At 63.5% G+C, this 22,672-nt stretch carries 24 protein-coding genes; 15 read left to right on the forward strand and 9 right to left on the reverse strand.

Annotated features, from left to right (window positions below; translation table 11 throughout):
* Positions 1 to 2: 2 nt before the first annotated feature.
* Entirely contained in the window at positions 3 to 1,532 is a 1,530-nt protein-coding gene (ubiB, locus tag B3D39_RS10775) for a 2-polyprenylphenol 6-hydroxylase (RefSeq protein ID WP_274962712.1), read from the forward strand.
* On the opposite strand, the gene B3D39_RS10780 is transcribed toward ubiB, so the two are convergent.
* On the reverse strand, positions 1,529 to 2,212 hold the full coding sequence (locus B3D39_RS10780; RefSeq protein WP_274962713.1) for a flagellar hook capping FlgD N-terminal domain-containing protein: 684 nt from the start codon (positions 2,210 to 2,212) through the stop codon (positions 1,529 to 1,531). The two genes, ubiB and B3D39_RS10780, sit on opposite strands and share 4 nt — an antisense overlap.
* Before the next feature lie 9 nt (positions 2,213 to 2,221).
* A complete protein-coding gene (locus tag B3D39_RS10785; RefSeq protein WP_274962714.1) occupies positions 2,222 to 4,327 on the reverse strand; it encodes a flagellar hook-length control protein FliK in 2,106 nt (701 codons plus the stop codon).
* 109 nt (positions 4,328 to 4,436) lie between these two features.
* On the opposite strand from B3D39_RS10785, the gene B3D39_RS10790 reads away from it, so the two are divergent.
* The 6 genes from B3D39_RS10790 to B3D39_RS10815 all read left to right on the forward strand — a co-directional run bounded on the left by B3D39_RS10790 (position 4,437) and on the right by B3D39_RS10815 (position 8,180).
* The gene (locus tag B3D39_RS10790) at positions 4,437 to 4,721 is read left to right on the forward strand and encodes a rod-binding protein (RefSeq protein WP_078571317.1); all 285 of its coding nucleotides are present in this window, start codon (positions 4,437 to 4,439) and stop codon (positions 4,719 to 4,721) included.
* Positions 4,714 to 5,052 carry a flagellar export chaperone FlgN gene (gene flgN, locus B3D39_RS10795; RefSeq protein ID WP_143593905.1) on the forward strand — a complete coding sequence of 113 codons (339 nt, stop codon included), beginning with the start codon at positions 4,714 to 4,716 and terminating at the stop codon, positions 5,050 to 5,052. The genes B3D39_RS10790 and flgN overlap by 8 nt, the downstream gene beginning before the upstream one ends.
* A gap of 208 nt (positions 5,053 to 5,260) precedes the next feature.
* On the forward strand, positions 5,261 to 6,502 hold the full coding sequence (locus tag B3D39_RS10800) for a flagellin (protein WP_078571142.1): 1,242 nt from the start codon (positions 5,261 to 5,263) through the stop codon (positions 6,500 to 6,502).
* A 42-nt stretch (positions 6,503 to 6,544) separates the two neighbouring features.
* A complete protein-coding gene (gene flaF / locus B3D39_RS10805) occupies positions 6,545 to 6,964 on the forward strand; it encodes a flagellar biosynthesis regulator FlaF (RefSeq protein ID WP_286789674.1) in 420 nt (139 codons plus the stop codon).
* Positions 6,961 to 7,365, forward strand: coding sequence for a flagellar biosynthesis repressor FlbT (gene flbT / locus B3D39_RS10810; protein ID WP_078571144.1), 405 nt, complete (start codon positions 6,961 to 6,963; stop codon positions 7,363 to 7,365). The genes flaF and flbT overlap by 4 nt, the downstream gene beginning before the upstream one ends.
* A gap of 59 nt (positions 7,366 to 7,424) precedes the next feature.
* On the forward strand, positions 7,425 to 8,180 hold the full coding sequence (locus B3D39_RS10815) for a DUF1217 domain-containing protein (protein ID WP_274962715.1): 756 nt from the start codon (positions 7,425 to 7,427) through the stop codon (positions 8,178 to 8,180).
* Positions 8,181 to 8,183: 3 nt separating this feature from the next.
* Here the strand turns inward: B3D39_RS10815 and B3D39_RS10820 are convergent, their stop codons facing one another.
* Positions 8,184 to 9,176 (reverse strand): asparaginase, encoded by a 993-nt coding sequence (locus B3D39_RS10820; protein WP_274962716.1) that lies wholly within the window; start codon positions 9,174 to 9,176, stop codon positions 8,184 to 8,186.
* A gap of 166 nt (positions 9,177 to 9,342) precedes the next feature.
* Between B3D39_RS10820 and B3D39_RS10825 the strand changes: the two genes are divergently transcribed.
* The 4 genes from B3D39_RS10825 (at position 9,343) to B3D39_RS10840 (ending at position 12,899) form a co-directional block, all read left to right on the forward strand.
* Positions 9,343 to 9,858: an invasion associated locus B family protein gene (locus tag B3D39_RS10825; protein WP_078521682.1), complete on the forward strand. Its 516-nt coding sequence runs from the start codon at positions 9,343 to 9,345 to the stop codon at positions 9,856 to 9,858.
* 133 nt (positions 9,859 to 9,991) lie between these two features.
* The gene (gene rlmN, locus B3D39_RS10830) at positions 9,992 to 11,173 is read left to right on the forward strand and encodes a 23S rRNA (adenine(2503)-C(2))-methyltransferase RlmN (protein ID WP_274962717.1); all 1,182 of its coding nucleotides are present in this window, start codon (positions 9,992 to 9,994) and stop codon (positions 11,171 to 11,173) included.
* 59 nt (positions 11,174 to 11,232) lie between these two features.
* Entirely contained in the window at positions 11,233 to 12,192 is a 960-nt protein-coding gene (locus B3D39_RS10835; protein WP_274962718.1) for an amidoligase family protein, read from the forward strand.
* Entirely contained in the window at positions 12,189 to 12,899 is a 711-nt protein-coding gene (locus tag B3D39_RS10840) for a gamma-glutamyl-gamma-aminobutyrate hydrolase family protein (RefSeq protein ID WP_078521588.1), read from the forward strand. Before B3D39_RS10835 ends, B3D39_RS10840 begins: the two co-directional genes overlap by 4 nt.
* 10 nt (positions 12,900 to 12,909) lie before the next feature.
* Here the strand turns inward: B3D39_RS10840 and B3D39_RS10845 are convergent, their stop codons facing one another.
* Positions 12,910 to 13,731 (reverse strand): LOG family protein, encoded by an 822-nt coding sequence (locus tag B3D39_RS10845; RefSeq protein WP_078521586.1) that lies wholly within the window; start codon positions 13,729 to 13,731, stop codon positions 12,910 to 12,912.
* Between the two features lie 81 nt (positions 13,732 to 13,812).
* Between B3D39_RS10845 and dapD the strand changes: the two genes are divergently transcribed.
* The 3 genes from dapD to B3D39_RS10860 all read left to right on the forward strand — a co-directional run bounded on the left by dapD (position 13,813) and on the right by B3D39_RS10860 (position 16,357).
* The gene (gene dapD, locus B3D39_RS10850; RefSeq protein WP_078521584.1) at positions 13,813 to 14,640 is read left to right on the forward strand and encodes a 2,3,4,5-tetrahydropyridine-2,6-dicarboxylate N-succinyltransferase; all 828 of its coding nucleotides are present in this window, start codon (positions 13,813 to 13,815) and stop codon (positions 14,638 to 14,640) included.
* A complete protein-coding gene (locus B3D39_RS10855; protein ID WP_078605036.1) occupies positions 14,633 to 14,998 on the forward strand; it encodes a hypothetical protein in 366 nt (121 codons plus the stop codon). Before dapD ends, B3D39_RS10855 begins: the two co-directional genes overlap by 8 nt.
* Positions 14,999 to 15,082: 84 nt before the next feature.
* The gene (locus B3D39_RS10860) at positions 15,083 to 16,357 is read left to right on the forward strand and encodes a lytic murein transglycosylase (RefSeq protein WP_414717992.1); all 1,275 of its coding nucleotides are present in this window, start codon (positions 15,083 to 15,085) and stop codon (positions 16,355 to 16,357) included.
* Between the two features lie 33 nt (positions 16,358 to 16,390).
* Here the strand turns inward: B3D39_RS10860 and B3D39_RS10865 are convergent, their stop codons facing one another.
* The 4 genes from B3D39_RS10865 to ade all read right to left on the reverse strand — a co-directional run bounded on the left by B3D39_RS10865 (position 16,391) and on the right by ade (position 21,047).
* Positions 16,391 to 17,266 (reverse strand): DMT family transporter, encoded by an 876-nt coding sequence (locus B3D39_RS10865; RefSeq protein ID WP_274962719.1) that lies wholly within the window; start codon positions 17,264 to 17,266, stop codon positions 16,391 to 16,393.
* A gap of 87 nt (positions 17,267 to 17,353) precedes the next feature.
* On the reverse strand, positions 17,354 to 17,641 hold the full coding sequence (locus B3D39_RS10870; RefSeq protein WP_075776797.1) for an HU family DNA-binding protein: 288 nt from the start codon (positions 17,639 to 17,641) through the stop codon (positions 17,354 to 17,356).
* 131 nt (positions 17,642 to 17,772) lie between these two features.
* Positions 17,773 to 19,248 (reverse strand): AMP nucleosidase, encoded by a 1,476-nt coding sequence (locus B3D39_RS10875; RefSeq protein WP_274962720.1) that lies wholly within the window; start codon positions 19,246 to 19,248, stop codon positions 17,773 to 17,775.
* A complete protein-coding gene (ade, locus tag B3D39_RS10880) occupies positions 19,245 to 21,047 on the reverse strand; it encodes an adenine deaminase (protein ID WP_274962721.1) in 1,803 nt (600 codons plus the stop codon). Before ade ends, B3D39_RS10875 begins: the two co-directional genes overlap by 4 nt.
* A gap of 101 nt (positions 21,048 to 21,148) precedes the next feature.
* Between ade and B3D39_RS10885 the strand changes: the two genes are divergently transcribed.
* Positions 21,149 to 22,000 (forward strand): SDR family oxidoreductase, encoded by an 852-nt coding sequence (locus B3D39_RS10885; RefSeq protein ID WP_274962722.1) that lies wholly within the window; start codon positions 21,149 to 21,151, stop codon positions 21,998 to 22,000.
* Here B3D39_RS10885 and B3D39_RS10890 read toward each other — a convergent pair.
* Positions 21,988 to 22,672 (reverse strand): MFS transporter (locus B3D39_RS10890; protein ID WP_349678089.1); only part of this gene is annotated, 685 nt, incomplete at its 5' end. The two genes, B3D39_RS10885 and B3D39_RS10890, sit on opposite strands and share 13 nt — an antisense overlap.

Raw genomic sequence — 22,672 nt, forward strand, 5'->3', positions numbered from 1 at the left:
CGATGCGCGGACCCCATAATATCTGGCGCCTGATCCGGACGGGCGCGACCTTCATCCGCACGGGTGCGATGCATCAGGCGCTCGAAGCGATGGACGCGCCGCCGCGGCTGCGCGCCGTGGCCTATGCGATCAGCGCGCCCTTCGCGTGGCTCGGTTACAAGGGCGATCCGGAACTGCCGCCGGTGACGCGTGCGATCACTGCGCTGGGCCCGGCCTATATCAAGTTCGGTCAGGTCCTCTCGACACGGCCCGACGTGGTCGGCTCGGAGCTCGCCGATCAGCTGCGTGTGCTGCAGGACAAGCTGCCGCCCTTCGAGACTTCCGTGGCCAAACGCATGGTCGAGGAAGAACTGGGTGCGCCCGCCGATCAGCTGTTCATGGAGTTTTCCGAGCCTGTCGCCGCCGCCTCGATCGCGCAGGTCCATTCCGCACGCCGCGCCGATACGGGCGAGCGCGTCGCGGTGAAAGTGCTGCGTCCGGGGATCGAGCGCGCTTTCCGCCGCGATCTCGACGCGTTCCATTTCGCCGCCGCGATGATCGAACGGATTTCGCCCGCCTCGCGCCGCTTGCGCCCGAGCGAGGTGATCAAGCATTTCGAATCCGTCGTTATGGGCGAGCTGGACTTGCGTCTGGAAGCGGCCTCTGCCTCGCAATTCGGCGCGAATACCGAAGGCGATGCTGGCTTCCTCGTGCCGCAGCCGGTCTGGAACCTTTCGGCCAAGCGGGTGATGGTGCTCGACTGGGCCGAGGGGCTGCCGATGGGCGACCCTGACGGGCTGCGCGCGGCAGGTCATGACCTCAAGGCCACCGGCGAGCGCGTCTTGCAGCTGTTCCTCAGCCATGCGCTGCGCGACGGTTTTTTCCATGCCGACATGCATCACGGCAATCTCAAAGTGGCCGCGAATGGCGATATTCTCGCCTATGATTTCGGGATCATGGGGCAGATCGACGAATATACCCGCCGGGTCTATGCCGAGATTCTCATGGGCTTCATCCAGCGCGACTATAAGCGCGTGGCGGAGGTGCATTTCGAGGCCGGTTACGTCCCTGCCGATCGCGATGTCGACGAGTTCGCTCTGGCGCTGCGCGCTGTCGGCGAGCCGATCTTCGGGATGGATGCGGCGCATATCTCGATGGCGCGGCTTCTGGCCTATCTCTTCGAGGTGACCGAGCGGTTCGGGATGCAGACCCAGACACAGCTGATCTTGCTGCAGCGCACCATGGTGGTCGTCGAGGGCGTCGCGCGCTCTCTGCATCCGTCTCTGAACATGTGGGAAGTCGCGAAGCCGGTCGTGGAGAAATATATCCGCGAAAGCCTCGGTCCGCGCGCCATCGCGAATGACCTGCGCAAGACGGTGCAGGTTCTGGGCCGTTTCGGGCCGGAACTCCCCGATCTGGTAAAGGCGGCGATCCGCAAGCAGACCGAACCGACGCCGACCCCCGTGACGGTAACCCGCTGGCGCTATGCTGCGCTGATCTCTGCCGGGACGGCCCTGCTGTTGCTGGGCGTGGTGCTGGGTCGGTTGCTTTAACCCTCTCGCAACGCACTGACCGTGTCCGCGGCGATCGTGGCGCCGCCTTCAAGCGTGAGCAGCGCGCCGTCCGCGCCTGATTGCACCTCGGTCACGCGCGTGTAGGCCGCGACCGGGTCGGTGCCGATCAAGCTTCCCGAGGCGTAGCTTTGCAGCGCGAAACTGTATTGCCCTGCGTCCAGTGCCTGAGCTGCGTCGTTCGTGCCGTCCCAGGCATAGCTGTCGAGTGCGGGCGAGATCGGTTTCTGCGCGACCTGACGCCCGGTGGAATCCGTGACCACGAGAACCGCGGCATCGGCCCCCGATCGCGCGTCTGGCGTGAGATCCACGGGCGTCGCGCCGTCGAAGTAGCTCGGCGCCTCGGCACGCGCCTGCATCCCGACCCAACCCGCCAGTTCGCTCAACCCGCCGAGCCCGATCTGGCCAGACAGAGCGGTCAGAAGGTCGTTGGTCTTCACCTGCTGTTCGACGCCCGAAAAGGTCGCGAGCTGCACCGCGAAATCCGCGCTTTCGATCGGGTTGAGCGGGTCCTGGTTCTTCATTTGAACGGTCAGCATCGTCAGAAAAGTCTCGAAATCCGAACTCAGCGCCGAGGGGGCTTTGGTGCCGGTGCCATTCTCCGCGGCGGTAACGGCCGACGTGGCGGTGGCAGGCGAGGTGATGGGGGAAGTGGTGGTCATGGTCGTCTCCTACATCCGCAGATCGAGCCCGCTTTGCGGGGGGGCGAGGCGCGCGGTCGCGCGTGGGGTCGGGGCAATCGGCGTCTCAATTGGGTCTAGGTCCGGGCCTGCGCCCAAGCCGTCGAGCATGTCGGGCCGTTGCTGCGGACGCTCGTCGCGCTGGCTGAACTGAAAATCGAGCGAGCCATAGCCCATGTCGTGCATCTCACGCGCGAGGGTTTCGATATGGCGGCGCATGAGGTCGAGGGTCTCGGCGCGGTCAGCCTGTATCGCCACCGTCATGCCATTCTGGCTCGCATGGAGGGTCATGCGTACATGGCCCAACTCCTCCGGAGAGAGCGCAATCTCCACCGGTCGATCGGGCATCCGTGGCAGTGAGATCCCAATCTGATGGGCGATCGACTGCGCGATCGAAGCGGGTGCGGGTGTCGCCGCCGCGCTTGTCTGCCCGGACCCACCCGACGCGGTGATCAGAGGGGCGGAGCCCGCGGCCCATGTCTCTGCTGTCTCACCGACATGGACCCGCGTGGCGGTCAGCTCGGCGTCGTCCATATTGGTTTTGGCCGCGCCCAGTTCCGCCGTCGTGAGATAGGTTGTCCGTGCATGATCTATGCGTTTCGGAGCGCGCGCGGGTGACGCATAGGGTATGGCACCCGAAGGGAGAGGTGCGGCCTCCAGCCGGGTCGACCTCTCGGGCGCCACGGCCTTTTCATGCTGCGGCGCATCGCTTTGTGCGACGCTCAGTATCGGTGACATGTTCTGCTGAGGCTGAGGGCGCGCAATCGCTCCAGAGGCGCCGACAGTTGAAGGGGGGGCGGAGGCCTCGGTCGCAAGTTCGTGCTGTGGGGCATTTGCGTTCGCGACCTGCTGCAGTCTCGAAGAGACAACGCTTGCCTCGACGGGCTGCGGTGCTTCCTTAGCGCTCACTTTGCTGTCTGCAGCCTTTGATGCTCGCGTTTTCGCACTGGGCGGCTCGGCGAGCGTGGAGGGCAGTGGAGAGAAGGCCGGTGCTGCCTGGTGTCCTGCGCGTCTCTGCATCCCGGTCAGCTTCGGATCAGTTTCTGGAGCATCGGTGCGCGCAACCCCAGTTGACGCTTCGGTCGGTTGGGTTTGGGCGCTATTTTGTCCAAAGACGGGCGCGCTTTCAGGTTGTTTGCCTGCCAGAGGGTTATGTGTTGCAGCAGGTGAATGGAAAGAAGGCGCGGCCTTCGGGCCCCGCAGAAGCGCCATTTCTGAACGACCGTCGGGACGAAGAGGGCCCGAGCTAGTTGCGTTCTCCTGCGGTGTGCTTTTGATTTCAACGTTCCCTGCCTTTGTCCCCTCTGCATCGGATGCTGTGAGCGTCGGAACTTTCGATGCGGGCTCGGCACTTTGAGCGCTATCAATCCCGGGGACAAACACCTCGGGTTTTGACGACACAACTACCGCCGAATTTCTGCCAGTTTCAGTAGACCTTTGCACCCGACCGCTCGCATCGTGAGGCGCAACGGTCGCCGCATCATTTCTAACGAGTATTGAGAGCGTTCCATCTTTCACGAAGCCAGCGTTTTGTGCGCTGATCTGCGGCTGGACGGTCATCACGTTCGAGAGTTGCACAGAACGCAATGAGCTTTCCGAAGCCGTGTCAGGGATATTCGCCTCTATTTTGTCCGTCTCCGTGTGAGCGAGCGAAACCCTCTCCCGGTCTCCTTTTTCGTTCAGTCGAGACGTCGCGCGGCCATCATGCGAGACAATGCGTTCCACGGGCTTCTTTTGACCATCGAGCTTTGTGGGATGGTCCGGGTCGACTGTGAGCGCCGACCGCGTCGGGCCGAACGGGCCCTGCGGACCGGGCAGCGCAATCCCAGAATCGCTGCCAGCCAATTCTCGAGCGCCGGATCCGCTCGTCGGCGCTACTTGAGCATCTTCAGCCTCACACTGCGGGTCCTTGTCGGCGCCTCCCTCCGGCTCCTCAACCAAGTTAACGCCAAGAGGGATTGCGACGGTTTTTGGTGCGGCCTCTTCTTCAAGCGTGAAGGTTCCGCCCGGCGACTCCGCCGTATCGGTAGGTCTCGCTGCTGCCTTGAGATGGCCGCTCGGGCCTTTCGGCGTTTCTGGAATCGGAAAGGGAATCATGGTCCTCACGACTTCTGTCTGTGTCGAGGCCACTATCGCCGCAGGAACTTACCGATTCTTTACGCCCGACTGGCAGAGTGCAGAAAATTATCTGCAACTGGAGAGTTCGATGCACAGTCCGACCGTATCACCGCTGCCGCACGCGGCTGGTCTCTCTTCGCATGATGCCAAGCTGCTTGCGCAAGCGAAGGCGCTAGAGGCCGGGTTCCTTTCGGAAATGCTCAAAGAGGTGGGCATGACAGCCGCAAGCGGCGCTTTCAGCGGCGGAATTGGCGAAGAGCAATTCGCGTCCTTCCTGAGAGCCGAGCAGTCCAAGGCCATGGTTGAGGCCGGGGGAATTGGCCTCGCGGAAACCATTTTCGAATCGCTCAAGAACGGAGGACAGGATGCCTGATACGAATACTGCGGAAGAGCTGGTCTCTTTGCTACGGCTCGAACGGGAAGCGATCCGTTCGGCGGATTTTTCGGATCTTGTTGGGCTTAGGGAGCGAAAGGAGCGCGCGATGGCCGCGCTAACGAAACTTGATCGCGACACGGTCGAAAAAATCCGTGCGCTTGCGCGCGAAAATCAGACGCTATTGGCCTCAGCGCTTGCCGGGGTTCGTGCGGCGCAGGCTCGTTTGAAAACGATCGTGACGGCGGCGAAAGGCTTCGAATCTTATGACGAGCAAGGGCGAGCGCAGCCCATCCGTCGCGGCAGCGGAGATTTCGAGCGTCGTGCATAAGCTGTTAATCATGAAAGGAATTTGTGGAGAGATCGGGGGAGGGACTTAGCAGATTGTTAGCCTTTGGAGGGCCATGGTGGCGACGCATCCAAGCGATGGCGCGCTTCACAGCTCAGGAGGCGCATTGGTCAGAAAGCCTTGAGTGCCGCGCCGAACACGCGGCTTTTCAATCGAGTGACGCAAAGCGTCGACACTAAAGGGATAAATCATGTCCAGCATTCTGACGAATACCGGCGCGATGGTCGCGCTGCAGACCCTCAAAGGGATCAATTCCGGCCTCGCCACCACTCAATCCGAAATCTCGACCGGCAAATCCGTCGGCTCAGCGAAAGACAACGCGGCTGTCTGGGCGATTTCGAAGGTCATGGAATCCGACGTTAAGAGCTTCTCTGGCATTTCGGACAGCCTCGCACTGGGCGAATCGACCGTTGCCGTCGCTCGTAAGGCGGCCGAAACCGTCACCGACCTGCTGACGGATATGAAAACCAAAATCGTCGCCGCGCAGGAATCGAACGTAGATCGCGACAAGATCCAGACCGATATCGACGCCTTGCAGGAACAATTGACCTCGGTGGTCGGGGCGGCGCAGTTTAACGGGCTGAACTTGGTCGATGGCTCTTCGGCCGCGACGGTCAAGGTTCTGTCTTCGCTCGATCGCGCGTCGGACGGCACCGTCTCTGCAAGTCATATCGACGTCGCCGCGCAGAACCTGTCGGTCGGTGGGTATTCCGCCAAAGCTGCCTTCACAGCGTCCGACGGGGTGTCCACCGACAAGGACGTTGCCGCAACGACCCTCGCCAAAGCGGATGGAACCGGTAAAGATCTCCTACTTGATGATACGGTGAGCTGGGCTGCGGGTGATAGCGTCAGGGTTACCCTGGGTGACCAAACCGTCAGCTACACGCTCTCGGCGGCAGACGCGGCGCAGACTGGAACTGCGCGCACCGACCTGATCGCAGCAGGCCTCAAATCGGCAATCGACGCGCTGGGTATCGCCAACCTTCAAGTCGACTTCACGGCCGGTGTCAGCACCACCAGCGATTCGACTCTCACCTTCAAAAATGACGGTATCGCCGATCTGGCGGGAGACCTTACGATCGTGTCTCAATTCGTCAATGCGGGGGCAGGCGGCCTCGGCGCGGTCGCATCGATCGACGTGACCAGTGATGCGGGGGCGACCGCGGCGCTCTCCAATATCGAAACGCTGATCCAGACCGCAACCGACGCGGCATCGTCCTTCGGTTCCGTGGAGGGACGGATCGGCACGCAAGCCGATTTCATCTCCAGCCTCAGCGACTCGCTCAAAGCGGGTATCGGTTCGATGATTGACGCTGACATGGAAGAGGCTTCGGCCCGTCTTCAGGCGCTGCAGACGCAGCAGCAGCTGGGCATTCAGGCGCTCTCGATCGCCAACCAGCAGCCGCAGAACATCCTCTCGCTGTTCCGCTAAGGCTCGGGTAGGGGCGCCTGACTTGGCGCCCCCGCTTCCCTCATGTGCCGCGCGCATGATCAGTTTCAGTCACCGGAAGGATTTCCCGTGTACGCGACGACTTTGGCCAAAACGGCCTATTCCAATCCCAGCCAGCCGATGCGCACGCCGCGAGGGCTCGAATTCGAACTCTTCGCCCGCATCACGCGCCGCCTCAAACAGGTCTCTTCGCAAGATGCCTCTTTTGCCGCGCTGGCAGAAGCGATCTTCGAAAACCGCCGCCTCTGGACCGCGCTTGCGGCGGATGTTGCCGATCCAGAGAATGGCTTGCCGCAAGATCTTCGCGCCCGCATCTTTTTCCTGCACGAGTTCACGCAGGCGCATAGCCGCCTCGTGCTTTCGCAAGACCGGTCGGTCGATGCGCTGATCGACGTGAACACCGCCATCATGCGCGGGTTGCGCCAAGACGGGGCAAAGCAATGAGCGGTCTCGTTCTGAAACTCGCCCCGAAAGAGAGAGTGCTGATCAACGGTGCCGTCATCGAAAATGGGGATCGCCGATCGCGACTCGCGATCATGACGCCGAACGCAAACATTCTTCGGCTGCGCGACGCGATCCATCCCGGAGAGGTCAACACCCCGGTCCGTCGGGTTTGCTATATCGCGCAGCTCGTGCTCTCCGGTGACACCGATCCGCAAGAGGCGAAGATGCAGTTGCTTCGGGGGATCGAGCAGCTCAGTCAAGTTCTCAAGGATCAAGATAGCCGTGCGCAGCTCAATGCAGCCACGCTCGCCGTGATCGAGAACCAGCATTACCAAGCGCTGAAAGCACTGCGCACGCTTCTTCCACGGGAGGAACGCCTCCTCGCCGCAGGCGCGTCATGACGTATCAGCCGGTCGTCCCTTTCTCCGGGTTTGCAGGGTGGCGGTTTCTCTCGCGCACGATGGAGACGCAGCAAGCCGCTTTCGCGGCGTCGACGGAAAACCAACGCCTCGATAGCTATTTCCGGGAGACGATCGGACAGATCGATACGGCGAAGGCTTTGGTAGATGATCGGCGTCTGCTCGGTGTGGCGCTCGGCGCATTCGGTCTCGATGCGGATTTCGACAATAAATACTTCATCCGAAAAGTGCTCGAGGAAGGCTCTTTGGACAGGACGGCGCTGGCCAACAAGCTGTCGGACAAAAGCTACCTCGCGCTGACCACGGCCTTCGGTTTCGGAGATTACTCCGTTCCGCGAACGAAGCTTTCGACTTTCGCAGACGAGATTCTGACGAAATTTCAAACCCGAGAATTCGAGGTCGCGGTTGGCGAGGTCGATAATGACCTGCGCATGGCGATGTCGTTGCAGCGCGACCTTCCTGAGCTTGGGGCGAAGGATATGTCCGAGACTGCGAAGTGGTACACGATTATCGGATCGCCATCCCTGAGCAGGGTGTTCCAGACCGCGCTCAACCTGCCACCCAGCGTTGGCGCGCTTGATGTCGATCAGCAGCGCGAGATCTATATGTCCAAGGCGCAACGCGTCTATGGCACCGCCGACCCCGCGGAGCTTTCCAGGCCCGAGACACTGGAGGTCCTGACGCGGGATTATTTGCTTCGTGCGCAGCTCTCTAGCATGATCAGCGTCTCGTCGCAGAATGTCGCGCTCAGCCTGTTGCAAAACGCGGGGGCGCAGCGCCTTTCGCTTCGGCTCTAGGCTTTAAGGAAACTGCGCGGCACGGCGCAGCTCGCCCGTTTTCAGACCGCGCCAATTGGTGATCGGGCCGGTCAATCTACGATGCACCACGGGCGCGTTGGCATCGAGCGCACCGAGGCGGATGAGCAGCGCGATCATAGCCGCTTCCGAGGCCCGGGTCGCGCCATCAGTGATCTTCAGAGCGACGCCGCGCTTCTGATCCGGAAGTATGGCGACATAGACGCCTTCCGCACCGGTTTTGACGGCGACGCGCCCGTTCGACTCTCGCATGATCTCGGTGCAGGCGCGGCCTTCGCCCGCGACGAGCTCAGGATGCTCTATCATCGCGTCGACCAGACGGGTCGCAGCGCGCGCCCGCAGATCGCCGTCCGAGGTCGCCGCCGCGAAGAATTGCATCGCGCGGCCGAGACCGGCGAGGCTGGTCGCGAAATTCGGGGCCGAGCATCCGTCGATCCCGTAGCGCGGCGAGGTCTCTTCGGTCACCTCTTCAAAGGCGGATTTCACGGCCCGCTGCACGGGGTGATCGATCTCCACATAGTCAGGGCCGCTGCCCAGATGCTTGTTCAGCGTCAGGAACCCGGCATGTTTTCCCGAGCAATTGTTATGCGCTTGGCAAGGCGCGTGATCCGAGCAGATCAGATGCTTCTTCTCGGCCTTGTCGCGCGGCAGATGCGCCCCGCAGCGCAGGTCGTCATCGTCCAGCCCAAGCGTCGCGAGCCAGTCTTCGACCGCCGCGCGGTGCATATGCGCGCCGGAATGGCTCGCGCAGGAGAGGGCGAGCTGGCGCGTCGTCAGCCCGGCGGCCTCCGCCGCGCCGCTTTCCAGCAGCGGCAGGGCCTGGATCATCTTCACGGATGAGCGCGGAAAAATAACGGCTTCGGGATCGCCCCAGGAGGCTTCGATCCCCTCCGGGCCGAAGATCACCGCATGGCCATGATGGACGGATTCACACATCCCCCCGCGCCACAGCTCGATCATTGCCTCCGGTGCCGTCATCGCCTGCCTCCTATGCGCGAAATCTCGCCATCGCGGGGTTTTACCCCTAGGCTTTTTTAGGTTAAATGAGTGTTATCGAGAGGAAAACGCATTCGCCACCGAAAACAGGGTGACCGGCCCGGGCGATGCAGAGGCAACCTGACAGCTGGAGGCTGTAAGCATGATGATGAAGGGTCTGCGGATCGCGGCGGTCGCCGCGCTCATGATCGGGGCGGGGCATGGCGCAATGGCGCAGGAAAGCACCAACCGCGTCGCGGCGAATACCGATTGGAGCGTCTTCGTCGATAACGATCCGAAAGAGTGCTGGGGCGTGTCGAAACCGAAGAAGACGGTCAACACCAAAGGCGGCAAGGTCGTGCAGGTGAACCGCGGGGATATCCTGCTGTTCGTGACCTACCGTCCGGGCAAGAAGCCCGAGATTTCGTTCATGGGCGGCTATCCTTTCGCGGATGGCTCGACGGTCGATCTCGAAGTCGGCGGTCAGAAATACACGCTCTTCACCGACGGTGGTGGCGCTTGGGCCGGATCGCCGGAAGAAGATGCCAAGATCATCGGCGCGCTCAAGGCCGGGTCCGACGTGAAACTGACCGGTCGTTCGAGCCGTGGTACCCAGACCGAGGACACGTTCTCGCTGATGGGCTTCACCGCCGCGACCACCGAAGCCGAGCAGCGCTGCCAGTAAGCCGCCCTCGCGCCTGACATTGGAGCCCCGGCCATGCGCCGGGGTTTTCGCGTTCGAGCCAAAAGCGCGACGCCCCCTGTTAATGCAGGGGCGAATCCCCTATATGAGGCGCCTCATTTCAAGGAAACATGCGATGACCCAGTCTCAGGCTCCGATCACGCAAGACGTGCACACGATCCCGCGCAAGCTGCCCGAAGGCGGCAAGGTGAACCTCATCGGTCTCACCCGTGACCAGCTGCGCGCGGCGCTGATCGAGGCGGGCACGCCCGAGAAGCAGGCGAAGATGCGCGTCGGCCAGATCTGGCAGTGGCTCTATTACTGGGGCGTGCGCGATTTCGCGGCGATGACCAACCTCGCCAAGGATTACCGGGCGATGCTGGACGAGAAATTTGAGATTACCCTCCCCGAAATCGTGTCGAAGCAGGTCTCCGAGGACGGGACGCGGAAATACCTCCTGAAGATCGCGGGCGGCCACGAGGTCGAGGCGGTCTACATCCCCGAGGAAAGCCGCGGCACGCTGTGCATCTCGAGCCAGGTGGGCTGCACGCTGACCTGTTCGTTCTGCCACACCGGTACGCAGAAACTCGTGCGCAACCTGACGCCCGGCGAGATCGTCGGGCAGGTGATGCTCGCACGCGACGATCTTGGCGAATGGCCCGAGAAGAACAGCCCGAAGAACGAGACCCGTCTGGTGTCGAACGTCGTTCTGATGGGCATGGGTGAGCCGCTTTATAACTTCGAGAACGTGCGCGACGCGATGCAGGTCGTGATGGATGGTGAAGGCATCAGCCTCAGCCGCCGCCGGATCACGCTGTCGACCTCGGGCGTCGTGCCGGAGATTGCGAAGACCGCCGAGGAGATCGGCTGTCTGCTGGCGGTGTCTTTCCACGCCACGACCGACGAGGTGCGCGACAAGCTGGTGCCGATCAACAAGCGCTGGAATATCGAGACGCTGCTGAACGCGCTGCGGGAATATCCGCGCCTGTCGAACTCCGAGCGGATCACGTTCGAATACGTCATGCTCAAGGGTGTGAACGACAGCGACGAGGACGCGCGCCGTCTGGTGAAGCTGATCCGTGGTATTCCCGCGAAGATCAACCTGATCCCGTTCAACGAATGGCCCGGCGCGCCCTATGAGCGCAGCGATTGGGAGCGGATCGAGAGCTTCGCCGACATCATCTACAAGGCGGGCTATGCCTCGCCGATCCGCACGCCGCGCGGCGAGGACATCATGGCCGCCTGCGGTCAGCTGAAATCGGCGACCGAGCGGGCGCGCAAATCGCGGGCGCAGATTCAGTCGGAAGCGGGGCTTTAAGGGAACCCGCTTCGCCGCTTCTGCATTGACGCTGCGTGTGGGAAGTAACCGGAGACGTCATGACGCGAGAGGCCATCGCCCCGCTGCCAAAGCCCTGTAATGCCGAGGGAAAGCCGCGCCGCACTGGCGTGGAGATCGAGTTTGCCGGACTCACCGAGGCGCGCATCGCGCAAATCGCCGCGCAGGCTCTGGGGGGCGAGGCGCGGCGCAGCGACGGTCAGGACTGGGAAGTCACCGGTACGAAGCTCGGCGATCTGCAGGTCTATCTCGACATTTCGGTGCGCAAGCAAGCCGATAGCTCGCTCAAGGAACTTGGTCTGCGCATCGGGCGCGAGGTCATTCCGGTCGAGATCGTGACCGAGCCGCTGGACCGCGAAGGCCTTCTGCAACTCTCTGATTTCATTGAATTGCTGCGCAGCGAAGGCGCGCAAGGTACGGGGCGGTCTCTGCTCTATGGGTTCGGCCTTCACCTCAATCCCGAGATCGCATCGCACAAGGCTGAGGATATCGTCCGCCCGCTCTTGGCCTTCGCGCTGATCGAGGAATGGATGCGGGAGACCTGGCCGATCGAGAGGACGCGCGAAGTGCTGCCTTTCACCGCGCCTTATCCGAAGAAGCTGATCGAGGATCTGGCGCGGCTCGGCCCGGATGCTGCGCTCGACGAGGTGATCGTCACCTATCGCAAGCACACGCTGTCGCGGAACCACGGGCTGGATATGCTGCCGATCTTCTGCGAGCTTCGCCCCGATCTGATCGCGCCGGAGGAAGGGAAGGGTGGCACGGTCTCGCCGCGTCCCGCCTTCCATTTCCGTCTGCCCGATTGCCGCATCGACGATGAGACCTGGTCGCTCGACAGCGAATGGCGGCGCTGGTGGTTCGTGGAGACGCTCGCGGCGGAGCCCGAGCTGTTGGGCCTGATGTGCCGCGAATGGTTGACGGCGAAGACCGAATTCCATCTGCTGGGTGGGAAATGGGTCGAGACCTGCGAGAAAATTCTGAGGCTTGCCGGGCATAGATGAAGCCCCTGATCGGCATATCGACATCGCGTCGCACCGGGTGGCGGGTTTACCCGTTCATCGCCTTCGGCGTCTGGCTGGCGGGCGGTCGCTCGGTTCGCTGGGTCGCTGGCAAGCGCGCCGAGGTGCAGCATGTCGATGGCGTGATCGTGGGCGGCGGCGATGACATTTCACCCGAACTCTATGGCGGCGATCTGATCGCGAGCGCGGTGCTCGACCCGGCGCGCGACGAGCTGGAGAAATGCCTCGTCGAGGAAGCGATGGCGCAGGGCAAACCGGTTCTGGGAATTTGCCGCGGCGCGCAGATGATCAATGTCGCGCTGGGCGGCGATCTGCATCAGGACGCCTACGATCATTACAACGCGCATAAACATACGACGCTTCTGCCGAAGAAGGATGTGCGCGTCGAACCCGGCTCGCGGCTCGGTGCGCTGGCAGGGCTCGCGCCGATGCGGGTCAACGCGCTGCACAGTCAGGCCGTGGATCGCCTGGGCGACGGGCTACGGGTCGCGGCGCGCGACGGCTCGGGGATGGTGCAGGCAGTCGAGCGGGTCGAGGAGCCTTTCGCGCTGGGCGTTCAGTGGCACCCGGAATACCTGACCTATGCGCACCGGCAGCGTGCGCTGTTCCGGGCGCTGGTGGCGGCAGCGCGCGCAAGCCATGAGCACCGCGCGCAACTGCCCGAGGTCAGCGCCGAGGCGAAGGCCTGAGCGCCGCGCCTCAGCAGTTCTCGTAATTCCAGTTGTCGATAATCGCGACCGCGTCCTTGGCGCTCTCGACGAAGCTGACCAGATCGAGATCCTCGGGCGAGATCGTCCCGGCCTCGGCCAGCCGATCCCAGTTGATGATCTCTTCCCAGAACTGGCGCCCGAACAGGATGAAGGGGATTCTCGACATCCGGCCCGTCTGGATCAGGGTCAGCGCCTCGAACATTTCGTCGAGCGTGCCGAAGCCGCCGGGGAAGACGCACACGGCGCGGGCGCGCATCAGGAAATGCATCTTCCGGATCGCGAAATAGTGGAAGTTGAAGGTCAGGTCGGGCGTGACGTATTCGTTCGGCGCCTGCTCATGCGGCAGCACGATATTGAGGCCGATCGACTGACCACCCGCCTCATGCGCACCGCGATTGCCCGCCTCCATCACGCCGGGGCCGCCGCCGGTGCAGATCACGTTCTCTCGGCCGTATTCCTGCATCGAGCGTTCGGTCATCTCGCGCGCGAAGATGCGCGCCTCTTCGTAGTAGCCCGACAGTTCCGCGAGATATTCGGTTTTCGCGTTGGCCTTGTTCTCGGGCGCGGGGATGCGCGCGCCGCCGAACATGACGATGGTCGACTCGATGCCGCGCTCGTCCATGATCAGCTGCGGCTTGAGCAATTCGAGCTGCAGCCGCACCGGGCGCAGCTCGTCGCGCAGCATGAAATCCACATCCGTATAGGCCAGCCGATAGGCGGGCGCGCGGGTCTGTGGCGTGTCGGGAATATTCTTTGCGGTCTGCGCGTCGTCCCGCGAGTGGCGGAACGAATGCGTCGTGTCGTCCTTCATGGGGCACCTGCTCATTGCGCGTTTCGCTTTGACCAACTATAGCGTGAACGCTGTAAAGGCCACCTGAAAGAGGATTTGCCCATGTCGAACGCCGCGCTCGAAACTGCAATCGAAGCCGCTTGGGAAGCCCGCGACACCATCACGCCCTCGACCGGCGGTGAGACCCGCGAGGCCATCGAAGATACGCTCAACGCGCTGGATCGCGGCGAGCTGCGTGTTGCGGAGAAACGCGAGAACGGCGACTGGCATGTGAACCAATGGGCCAAGAAGGCGGTTCTGCTCGGCTTCCGTCTGAAGGACATGGAGCAGCAGGATGGCGGCCCGCAGGGCGGCCACTGGTGGGACAAGGTCGACAGCAAGTTCAAAGGCTGGGGCGATAAGGAATGGAAGGCCGGCGGTTTCCGCGCCGTGCCGAACTGCATCGTGCGCAAATCGGCCTATATCGCGCCGGGCGTGGTGCTGATGCCCTCCTTCGTGAACCTCGGCGCTTATGTCGACGAGGGCACGATGGTCGACACCTGGGCCACCGTCGGCAGCTGCGCGCAGATCGGCAAGGGCGTCCACCTCTCCGGCGGCGTCGGTATCGGCGGCGTGCTGGAGCCGATGCAGGCCGGCCCGACCATCATCGAAGACAACTGCTTCATCGGCGCGCGTTCGGAAGTCGTCGAAGGCTGCATTGTCCGCGAAGGCTCGGTGCTGGGCATGGGCGTCTATATCGGCAAGTCGACCAAGATCGTCGACCGCGAGACCGGCGACGTGATGTATGGCGAAGTGCCGCCCTATTCGGTCGTCGTGTCGGGCTCGATGCCGTCCAAGAACGGCATCAACCTGTATTGCGCGGTGATCGTGAAGCGCGTCGATGCGCAAACCCGGTCGAAGACCGGCATCAACGAGCTGCTGCGTGACTGAGAAGCCGGAAAAGCCGCAGAAGAAACCCTCGCGCCAGCAGGTCTTCACCCTGCTGGTCGAGGTTGGTCGTTCGCCCAATGACGGTCTGCCGAAAGGCGCGTCCGGGGCGGGGCTGTTGTGCTATGCCTCGGGCGTGGACGAGGCAGAGGCCGTGCGCGAGACCGTGGCGATCCTCAAGCAGGCCGAGATGGCGCCGCTTGACGTCACGGGTTACGGCACGCTCGCGGAACGCGAGAAACAGGGCCATGAGATCGACGATGCGGAACGTGAATTGATGCAACGTGCGCTCGACGAGAACTCCGTGATCATTGCCCAGATGGAGCCGTTTTTCGGCAACGACAAGAAGCCGCTCCAGTAAGCCTTAGAGTGTCATGTGACGCCCGTTGAAACCTCACGAACCGTTGATACACTGGTTCAAAGAGCAAAACAGCGAGCAGGCACCATGGCAATTCCCGGCAAGATCATCCCACTGACATTTATAGCATTTTCTGCGCTTTCGGCCTGTGCGGGGCCTCCCGAATCCTCGCCCCGGCCGCTGGCGCGGGGCAGCGCGCCCGTGGCGGACCCGATCCCGCCGACGGACGCCGCGACGGAAGCGCGTTTCGAGTCCTTCCTCGCGGGCTTCAAATCCCGTGCGCTGGCCAACGGCATCACCGAATACACCTGGAACCGCGCGATGGCCGATGTGCGCTACAATCCCAAGGTGATCGAGCGCGACCGCTACCAATCGGAATTCACCAAGTCGATCTGGGATTACCTCGATAGCGCGGTTTCGGATGAGCGCGTCGCAACCGGCAAGCAGATGCTGCGGCAATACGACCGGCAGCTGAACGCGATCGAGCGCAAATACGGTGTCGACAAAGAGGTCGTCGTCGCGATCTGGGGTATGGAGAGCCGCTACGGCGCTTATCGTGGCAAGACGGCGATCATCCCCGCGCTTGCGACGCTTGCCTATGACGGGCGGCGCGGCGAGTTCTTCGCCAAGCAGCTGATCGCGGCGCTCAAGATCATTCAGTCGGGCGACGTGGACGAGCGGCACATGACCGGCTCTTGGGCCGGGGCGATGGGCCACACGCAGTTCATCCCGACCTCCTACCTGTCTTACGCGGTCGATTTCACCGGCGATGGTCGGCGCGATATCTGGTCGGAAGATCCGACCGATGCGCTGGCCTCGACGGCGGCCTATCTGGCGCGCTCGGGCTGGTCGAAGGGGCAGCCTTGGGGCGTCGAGGTCATCCTGCCCTCTGGCTTCAACTACGGCCTCACCGGCAAGGGCACGAAGAAGAGCCCCGCCGACTGGGCGGCGCTTGGCGTGCGCTCGGCCACGGGCGGCACGGTGCCGAATTACGGCTCGGCGTCGATCCTCGTGCCTGCGGGCGCGAAGGGACCGGCCTTCATGATCTTCGGCAACTTCCGCGCGATCTCGCGCTACAACTCCGCCGATAGCTACGTGATCGGCGTCGGGCATCTGTCGGATCGTCTGAAAGGGAAGGGGCCCTTCGTGCAGGATTGGCCCCGCACGGGCAAGCCGCTCAGTTCCAAGCAGAAGGTCGAGCTGCAGGAACGGCTGACCGCGGCGGGCTTCGATACGGACGGCACCGATGGCAAGATCGGCGCGAATACGTCGAAGGCGATCGTGGCCTTCCAGAAGTCGCGCGGTCTGCCGCCCGATGGCTACGCCACGCTGGAGCTGCTGCAGGTGCTGCGCGGTTCGTGAATTGCCGGGCGTGAAGTGCAGGGGCGCGGGGGGTTACCTCCGCGCCTCTTGCTTTGAGATCTGCACTGCAAGAATGCCGCCTGCGATCACCAGCACGCCAAGCGCGTCGTGCCAGTCGACATGCTCGCCCAGTACCGCCCAGGCGATCGCGACGCCGAAGACCGGCGTCAGGAAGTGGAAGGTCGCTGCGCGCACCGCGCCGATGCGACCTACGAGGCGGAACCAGACCCAAGTCGCCATCAGCCCCGGCACGATCACCGTGTAGGTGAAGGCCAGCGCCAGTGTCGGCGTCACTTCGACCACAAGATGCTCGGTGAAGGCGGACACCACGGCGAGGCTCACAGCCCCCACCAGCATCTGCAGGCCGACGATCATCAGCACGCCGCCACCGCCGCCGCTCGCGCCGCGTACGGTGAGCGTCGCCACCGCCAGGGCCAGTGCGCCCGCGACGCAGAGGCCGAGCCCGAACGGGTCGATCCCGCCTTGCAGCCGTGCGCCCATGATGATGCCGACGCCCGCGAAGCCTGCCACCAGCCCGGCGATGCCGAGAGGGGGAATCCGGTCGCGGAAGACGATCCAGCCGAGTGCGCCGACGATCAGCGGCATGGTCGAGGCGATGATCGCCGCGACCGAGGCTTCGACCGTGGTCATCGCGACCCAGTTAAACCCTAGGTAGAGCGCGTTTTGGCAAATTCCGAAGATGATCGTGGCGCGCCATTGCGCCCGGCTCAGCCGCCAGCTTTGGCCGAAGGCCAGTGCCAGCGCGATGCCGATCCCCCCGGACAGGGCGAAGCGCAGGGCAAGGGCTGCAAGGGGCGGAGCCTCTGCCACGATGATATGCGTGGACGTGAAAGCCGAAGACCACATCAGGGCAAAGGCGAGCCCCATTCCGATCGCGCGCAGATCCATCTTTCCTCCGGGCCTGAAAAAGGGCGCCCCGATTGCTCGCGAGCGCCCTAAAAAATTGGCTGTCCCTCGATTGAGAGAGTCCTGCGATCAGGAGTTAACGCTGTCCTTGAGCGCTTTCGCCACGGTCACTTTGACCTGCTTGTCAGCCGGCTTCTGCATCTGCTCGCCGGTGGCCGGGTTGCGGACCATGCGCTCGGGGCGCTCGCGGCAGTAGACTTTGCCAATGCCCGGCAGGGTAACGGCGCCGCCGTTCGACACTTCTTTGGTGACGACGTCGGTGATCGCGTCGAGTGCGGCCGAAGCCGTCTTCTTGTCGGCGTCCATCGCCTCGGCGAGGGCTGCCACCAGCTGGGTCTTGGTCATCGGTTTCGACATATTCGTTCCTCTCTCCGCCCCGGTAATCCAGGGTCAATTTCGTCCGCGTTGCACGGTTGGTGGGCCATGTTCCACACGTTTTTATTGAGCATGGCAAGCCCTTTTCCCAGAATGGGCGGGTTTTTCCCACGTCACAGAAAAGCTGTTTCCTCGAAGCTACGCAATTTCCTGCTGTGAATCCGATCCAGAGGCATCTCGCGAAGTTTCTCCATCGCGAGGATGCCGATCAGCAAATGGCTCGCCACCTGCGTGCGGTAGAATTCGGTCGCCATGCCCGGCAGCTTCAGCTCGCCATGCAGCGGTTTGTCCGAGACGCAGAGAAGCGTGCCGTAGGGCACCCGGAAACGGAAGCCATTCGCCGCGATCGTCGCGCTTTCCATATCGAGCGCAACCGCGCGCGACTGGCTCAGGCGATGGACCGGGCCGGATTGGTCTCTCAACTCCCAGTTGCGGTTGTCGATGGTCGCGACAGTGCCGGTCCGCATGATCCGCTTCAGCTCGTAGCCTTCCAGTTTCGTCACTTCGGCCACCGCTTCCTGCAGCGCGATCTGGATCTCGGCCAGCGCCGGGATCGGCACCCAGACGGGCAGGTCGTCGTCGAGCACGTGGTCTTCGCGCAGATAGGCGTGGGCGAGCACGAAGTCGCCCAGCTGCTGCGAATTACGCAGACCCGCGCAGTGCCCTACCATCAGCCAGGCATGCGGGCGCAGCACGGCGATATGGTCCGTCGCGGTCTTCGCATTGGACGGGCCGACGCCGATATTGACCAGCGTGATCCCGCCGCCATCGGCGCGCTTGAGGTGATAGGCGGGCATCTGCGGCAATTTCGCGAGGCCCGGGATCTCATCCTGCGGGTCGGTGATCTCCTGATTGCCGGGGGCGACGAAGCTCGTGTAGCCCGAATTTTTGTCGCCCAGCAGGCGGCGCGCGACGGCCTCGAACTCGTCCACGTAGAACTGGTAGTTCGTGAACAGCACGTGGTTCTGGAAATGCTCGGCCTTGGTGGCGGTGTAATGCGACAGCCGCGCGAGCGAGTAATCCACGCGCTGCGCGGTGAACGGCGCGAGGTGCCCCGATCCGTCCGGGTTCGGCCCCGCCATGCCGTTGACGATATCGTCGTTCATCCCCGCAAGGTCGGGCACGTCGAACACGTCCCGCAGCGAGAAGTCGAGCACGCCTTCCTGCGGTACGGTCACTTCCGGATGCGCGGCCACGGCGAAATGCACCGGGATCGGGGTGTCCGAAGGGCCGATCGTTACCGGGATATTGTGGTTCTTGATCAGCAGGCCCAGCTGCTGCGTCAGGTAATTGCGGAACAGGTCGGGCCGCGTGATCGTCGCGGTGTAGGTGCCCGGCAGCGCCACATGACCGAAGCTCAAGCGGCTATCGGCCTTGATATGCGAGGAGACGGAGATGCGCACTTCCGGGTAGAAGGCGCGAAAGCGGTTCCGCGCGGTCTTGCTCTCGAGCGTCTCGTTGAATTTCTCGAGCAGGAAGGCGGTCGCCTCGTCGTAGAGCGCCTCGAGCCGGGCTACGGCCTCGGCGGCATCGGTGAAGCTCTCCGCAGGGGCTGCGTCGGGGATGATAAGTTCAAGTGTTTCGTTCATTCAAAAAGATCCGTCAGTTCAAAACGCGTCACGTCGACGAGGCCCAGATCCGAAATGCGGATCTCGGGAATGACGACGAGCGCGAGCAGCGAATGCTGCATGTAAGCGTTGTTCAAAGTGCAGCCGCAGGCGCCCATCGCCTCGACCATCTTGGCGGCGCGCGCGGCAACCGTTTGGGCCGGATCGTCCGACATCAGCCCTGCGATCGGCAGCGGCACTGCGGCGATCTCTTCCCCGTCCTTCCAGACGGAGACCCCGCCGCCCATCTCGCCAAGCGCGTTGGCGCAGGCAGCCATCATCTCGCGATCGGTGCCGACCACGATCATGTGGTGGCTATCATGGGCCACGGTCGAGCCCATCGCCATGCGCCCTTTGTAGCCGAAGCCCGAGACGAAGCCGTTGGTGACGCCGCCGGTGCCCTGATGGCGTTCTACCAGCGCAATCTGTGCAATGTCCTTGGCGGTGTCGGGCTGGGCCAGCCCGTCGGTCACGTCCAGCTCCGCCGTCAGGGCCTTGGTGGGGGCCTGGTTTTCGACCACGCCAATCACGCGGGCGGTGACGGTGTTCGCACCTTCCGGCGCTTTGATCTCGAAATCCGCTGCCGTCAGGGTCTTGCCCAGATGCACCGTGTTGCGGGCGCTGTTGGGCCAGTCGTAATGCGGGCACTCGGCCAGCAGCTTGCCATCCTTCGCGACGGTCTTGCCCCGCGCGATGACCTGCTCGACCGGCATGGTCGCCAGATCCGAGGTCAGGATCACATCGGCCCGGCGGCCCGGGGTGATCGAGCCCAGCTCGCGCTCGAGCCCGAAATGGGTCGCGGTGTTGAGCGTGCACATCTGCAGCGCGACCAGAGGATCGGCCCCGCACTCCACCGCATGGCGGAAGACGCGGTTCATGTGCCCATCATTCACCAGCGTGCCCGAGTGGCAGTCATCGGTGCACAGAATGAAATTGCGCGGGTCGAGACCCTTCTCGGTGACGGCGGTAATTTGCGTCTCCACGTCATACCACGCCGAGCCCAGCCGCATCATCGAGCGCATCCCGTTGCGCACCCGCGCGATCGCGTCGGCCTCGCAGGTGCCCTCGTGATCGTCGGCGGGCCCGCCCGCGACATAGGCGCGGAACGGCGCGCCCAGATCGGGGGAGGCGTAATGACCGCCCACGGTCTTATGCGCGTTCTGCGTCGCGGCGATCTCGGCCAGCATCTTCGGGTCGGCATTGATCACGCCGGGGAAGTTCATCATCTCACCCAGACCGATGATGCCGGGCCATGTCATCGCCTCGGCCACATCCTCGGGGGTGATCTCGAACCCGGTGGTCTCCAGCCCCGGCGCGGAAGGCGCGCAGGAGGGCATCTGGGTGAAGATGTTCACCGGCTGCATCAGCGCCTCGTCATGCATCATCCGCACGCCGTCGAGCCCCAGCACGTTGGCGATCTCATGCGGATCAGTGAACATGCTCGTCGTGCCATGCGGGATCACGGCGGCGGCGAATTCGGCAGGCGTGAGCATACCGCTCTCGATATGCATATGCGCGTCGCACAGGCCCGGCACCATGTAGCGCCCCTCGGCCTCGATCACTTCGGTGTCGGGTCCGATGTTGTCCGACAGATCTGGGGCCACGGCGGCAAATCGCCCCTCGGCCACGGAAATATCGTAGCCTTCGAGAACCTCACGCGTGTGGACATTGACCCATTTGCCACCCCGGATCACGAGGTCGGCGGGTTCGCGCCCGGCAGCCACGGCAATCAATCGCGGTGCGGCTTCGGGCCAGGATTTGATCTTGTTCTTCTGTTCCATGTCCAAGCCTGTCATTGCGTGCGGGAAGGTTCAAGAGACGTTGTTATGCCTTCACACAGCCTCTACCTATGACGGATGACAGAAACGCAAAGGGGGCCGTGATGCCGACGCTTCTTTCCATCGGACATGGCTATTCGGCCCGTGCGCTTGCGCCGCTTCTTCTGGCGCGCGGCTGGCGGGTGATCGGGACCACGCGCAGCGTAGAGAAGGCCGAAATGCTGCGCAGCGAAGGGGTTGAGCCACTGGTCTGGGAAGGCGGGCCTCTGCCGCTCGATCAGGCGACGCATTTGCTGAGTTCCGTGGCCCCGGGACCCGAGGGAGACCCGGTTCTCGCTGCGCAGCATTCCGAAATTGCTGCATCGCAGCATCTGGAGTGGATCGGCTACCTTTCGACGGTCGGCGTCTATGGCGATCACGCGGGCGGCTGGGTCGATGAGGCAACGCCGCTGACCCCCTCGACCAAGCGCGGACAGGCGCGGGTGGAGGCCGAGGCGGCTTGGGGCGCGCTGGCCGCAGCCCATGACCTGCCGCTGCATATCTTTCGGCTCGCGGGGATCTATGGCCCCGGGCGCGGGCCCTTCGAGAAGGTGCGGCAGGGCAAGGCCCGGCGGATCGTCAAGGAGGGGCAGGTCTTCTCGCGCACCCATGTCGAAGATATCGCGCAGGTGTTGCTGGCCTCGATCGAGCATCCCGATCCGGGCGCGGTCTATAATGTCTGCGACGACGATCCCGCGCCGCCGCAGGACGTGATCGCCTATGCCGCCGAGCTGCTCGACCTGCCGCTACCGCCCGAGGTGCCGTTCGATGAGGCCGATCTGAGCCCGATGGCGCGCAGCTTCTATGCCGAGAGCAAGCGGGTGCGGAACGACAAGATCAAGCGCGACCTTGGCGTTACGCTCCGCTACCCGGATTACCGCGAAGGGCTGCGCGCGCTTCTCGATCAGGCGGGCTGAAGCTCCACTCGTTTCTCGCGCACCGGCAGGTGCACGATGGCCGAGAAGGCGCCGACGCCCACGCCGACCCACCAGACCAGCGTGTAATCGCCGTAGATGTCGTAGAGCTTGCCGCCCAGCCAGACGCCGAGGAAGGCGCCCACCTGGTGCGAGAAGAAGACGATCCCGTAAAGCGTGCCCATGTAGCGCAGCCCGTAGATATGCGCGACGAGCCCCGAAGTCAGCGGCACGGTCGCCAGCCACAGCGCCCCCATCGCGAGCGAGAAGATCAGCACCGTCGCGGGCGTCATCGGCGTCAGGATGAAGGCGCCCGCGACGAAGGTGCGCAGCAGGTAAATCCCGGCCAGCAGGTATTTCTTCGACCAGCGTTTGCCCGCCCAGCCCGCGTAGATCGTGCCCACGATATTGGCCAGCCCGATTACCGAGATCGCCGCCGCGCCAAGCGCCGAGGTCGTCTCGATCCCGATCCCGGCGAGCAGCGATCCGGGCGGCACCGCACCGCACATCTCGGTCACCATCGCGGGGAAATGCGCGGTGATGAAGCCCAGTTGGTAGCCGCAGGAGAAGAAGCCGAGGAAGATCAGCGTATAGGAAGGATCGCGGAAGGCGCGCATCAGGACGCTGCCCATGCTCTCAGCCAAGTCTTCGCGGCTGGCGCGCTCGGGCGCGCGG

This window comes from Thioclava sp. UBA3469, assembly GCF_002378135.1.
In the GTDB taxonomy this organism is placed as follows: Bacteria; Pseudomonadota; Alphaproteobacteria; order Rhodobacterales; family Rhodobacteraceae; genus Thioclava; species Thioclava sediminum.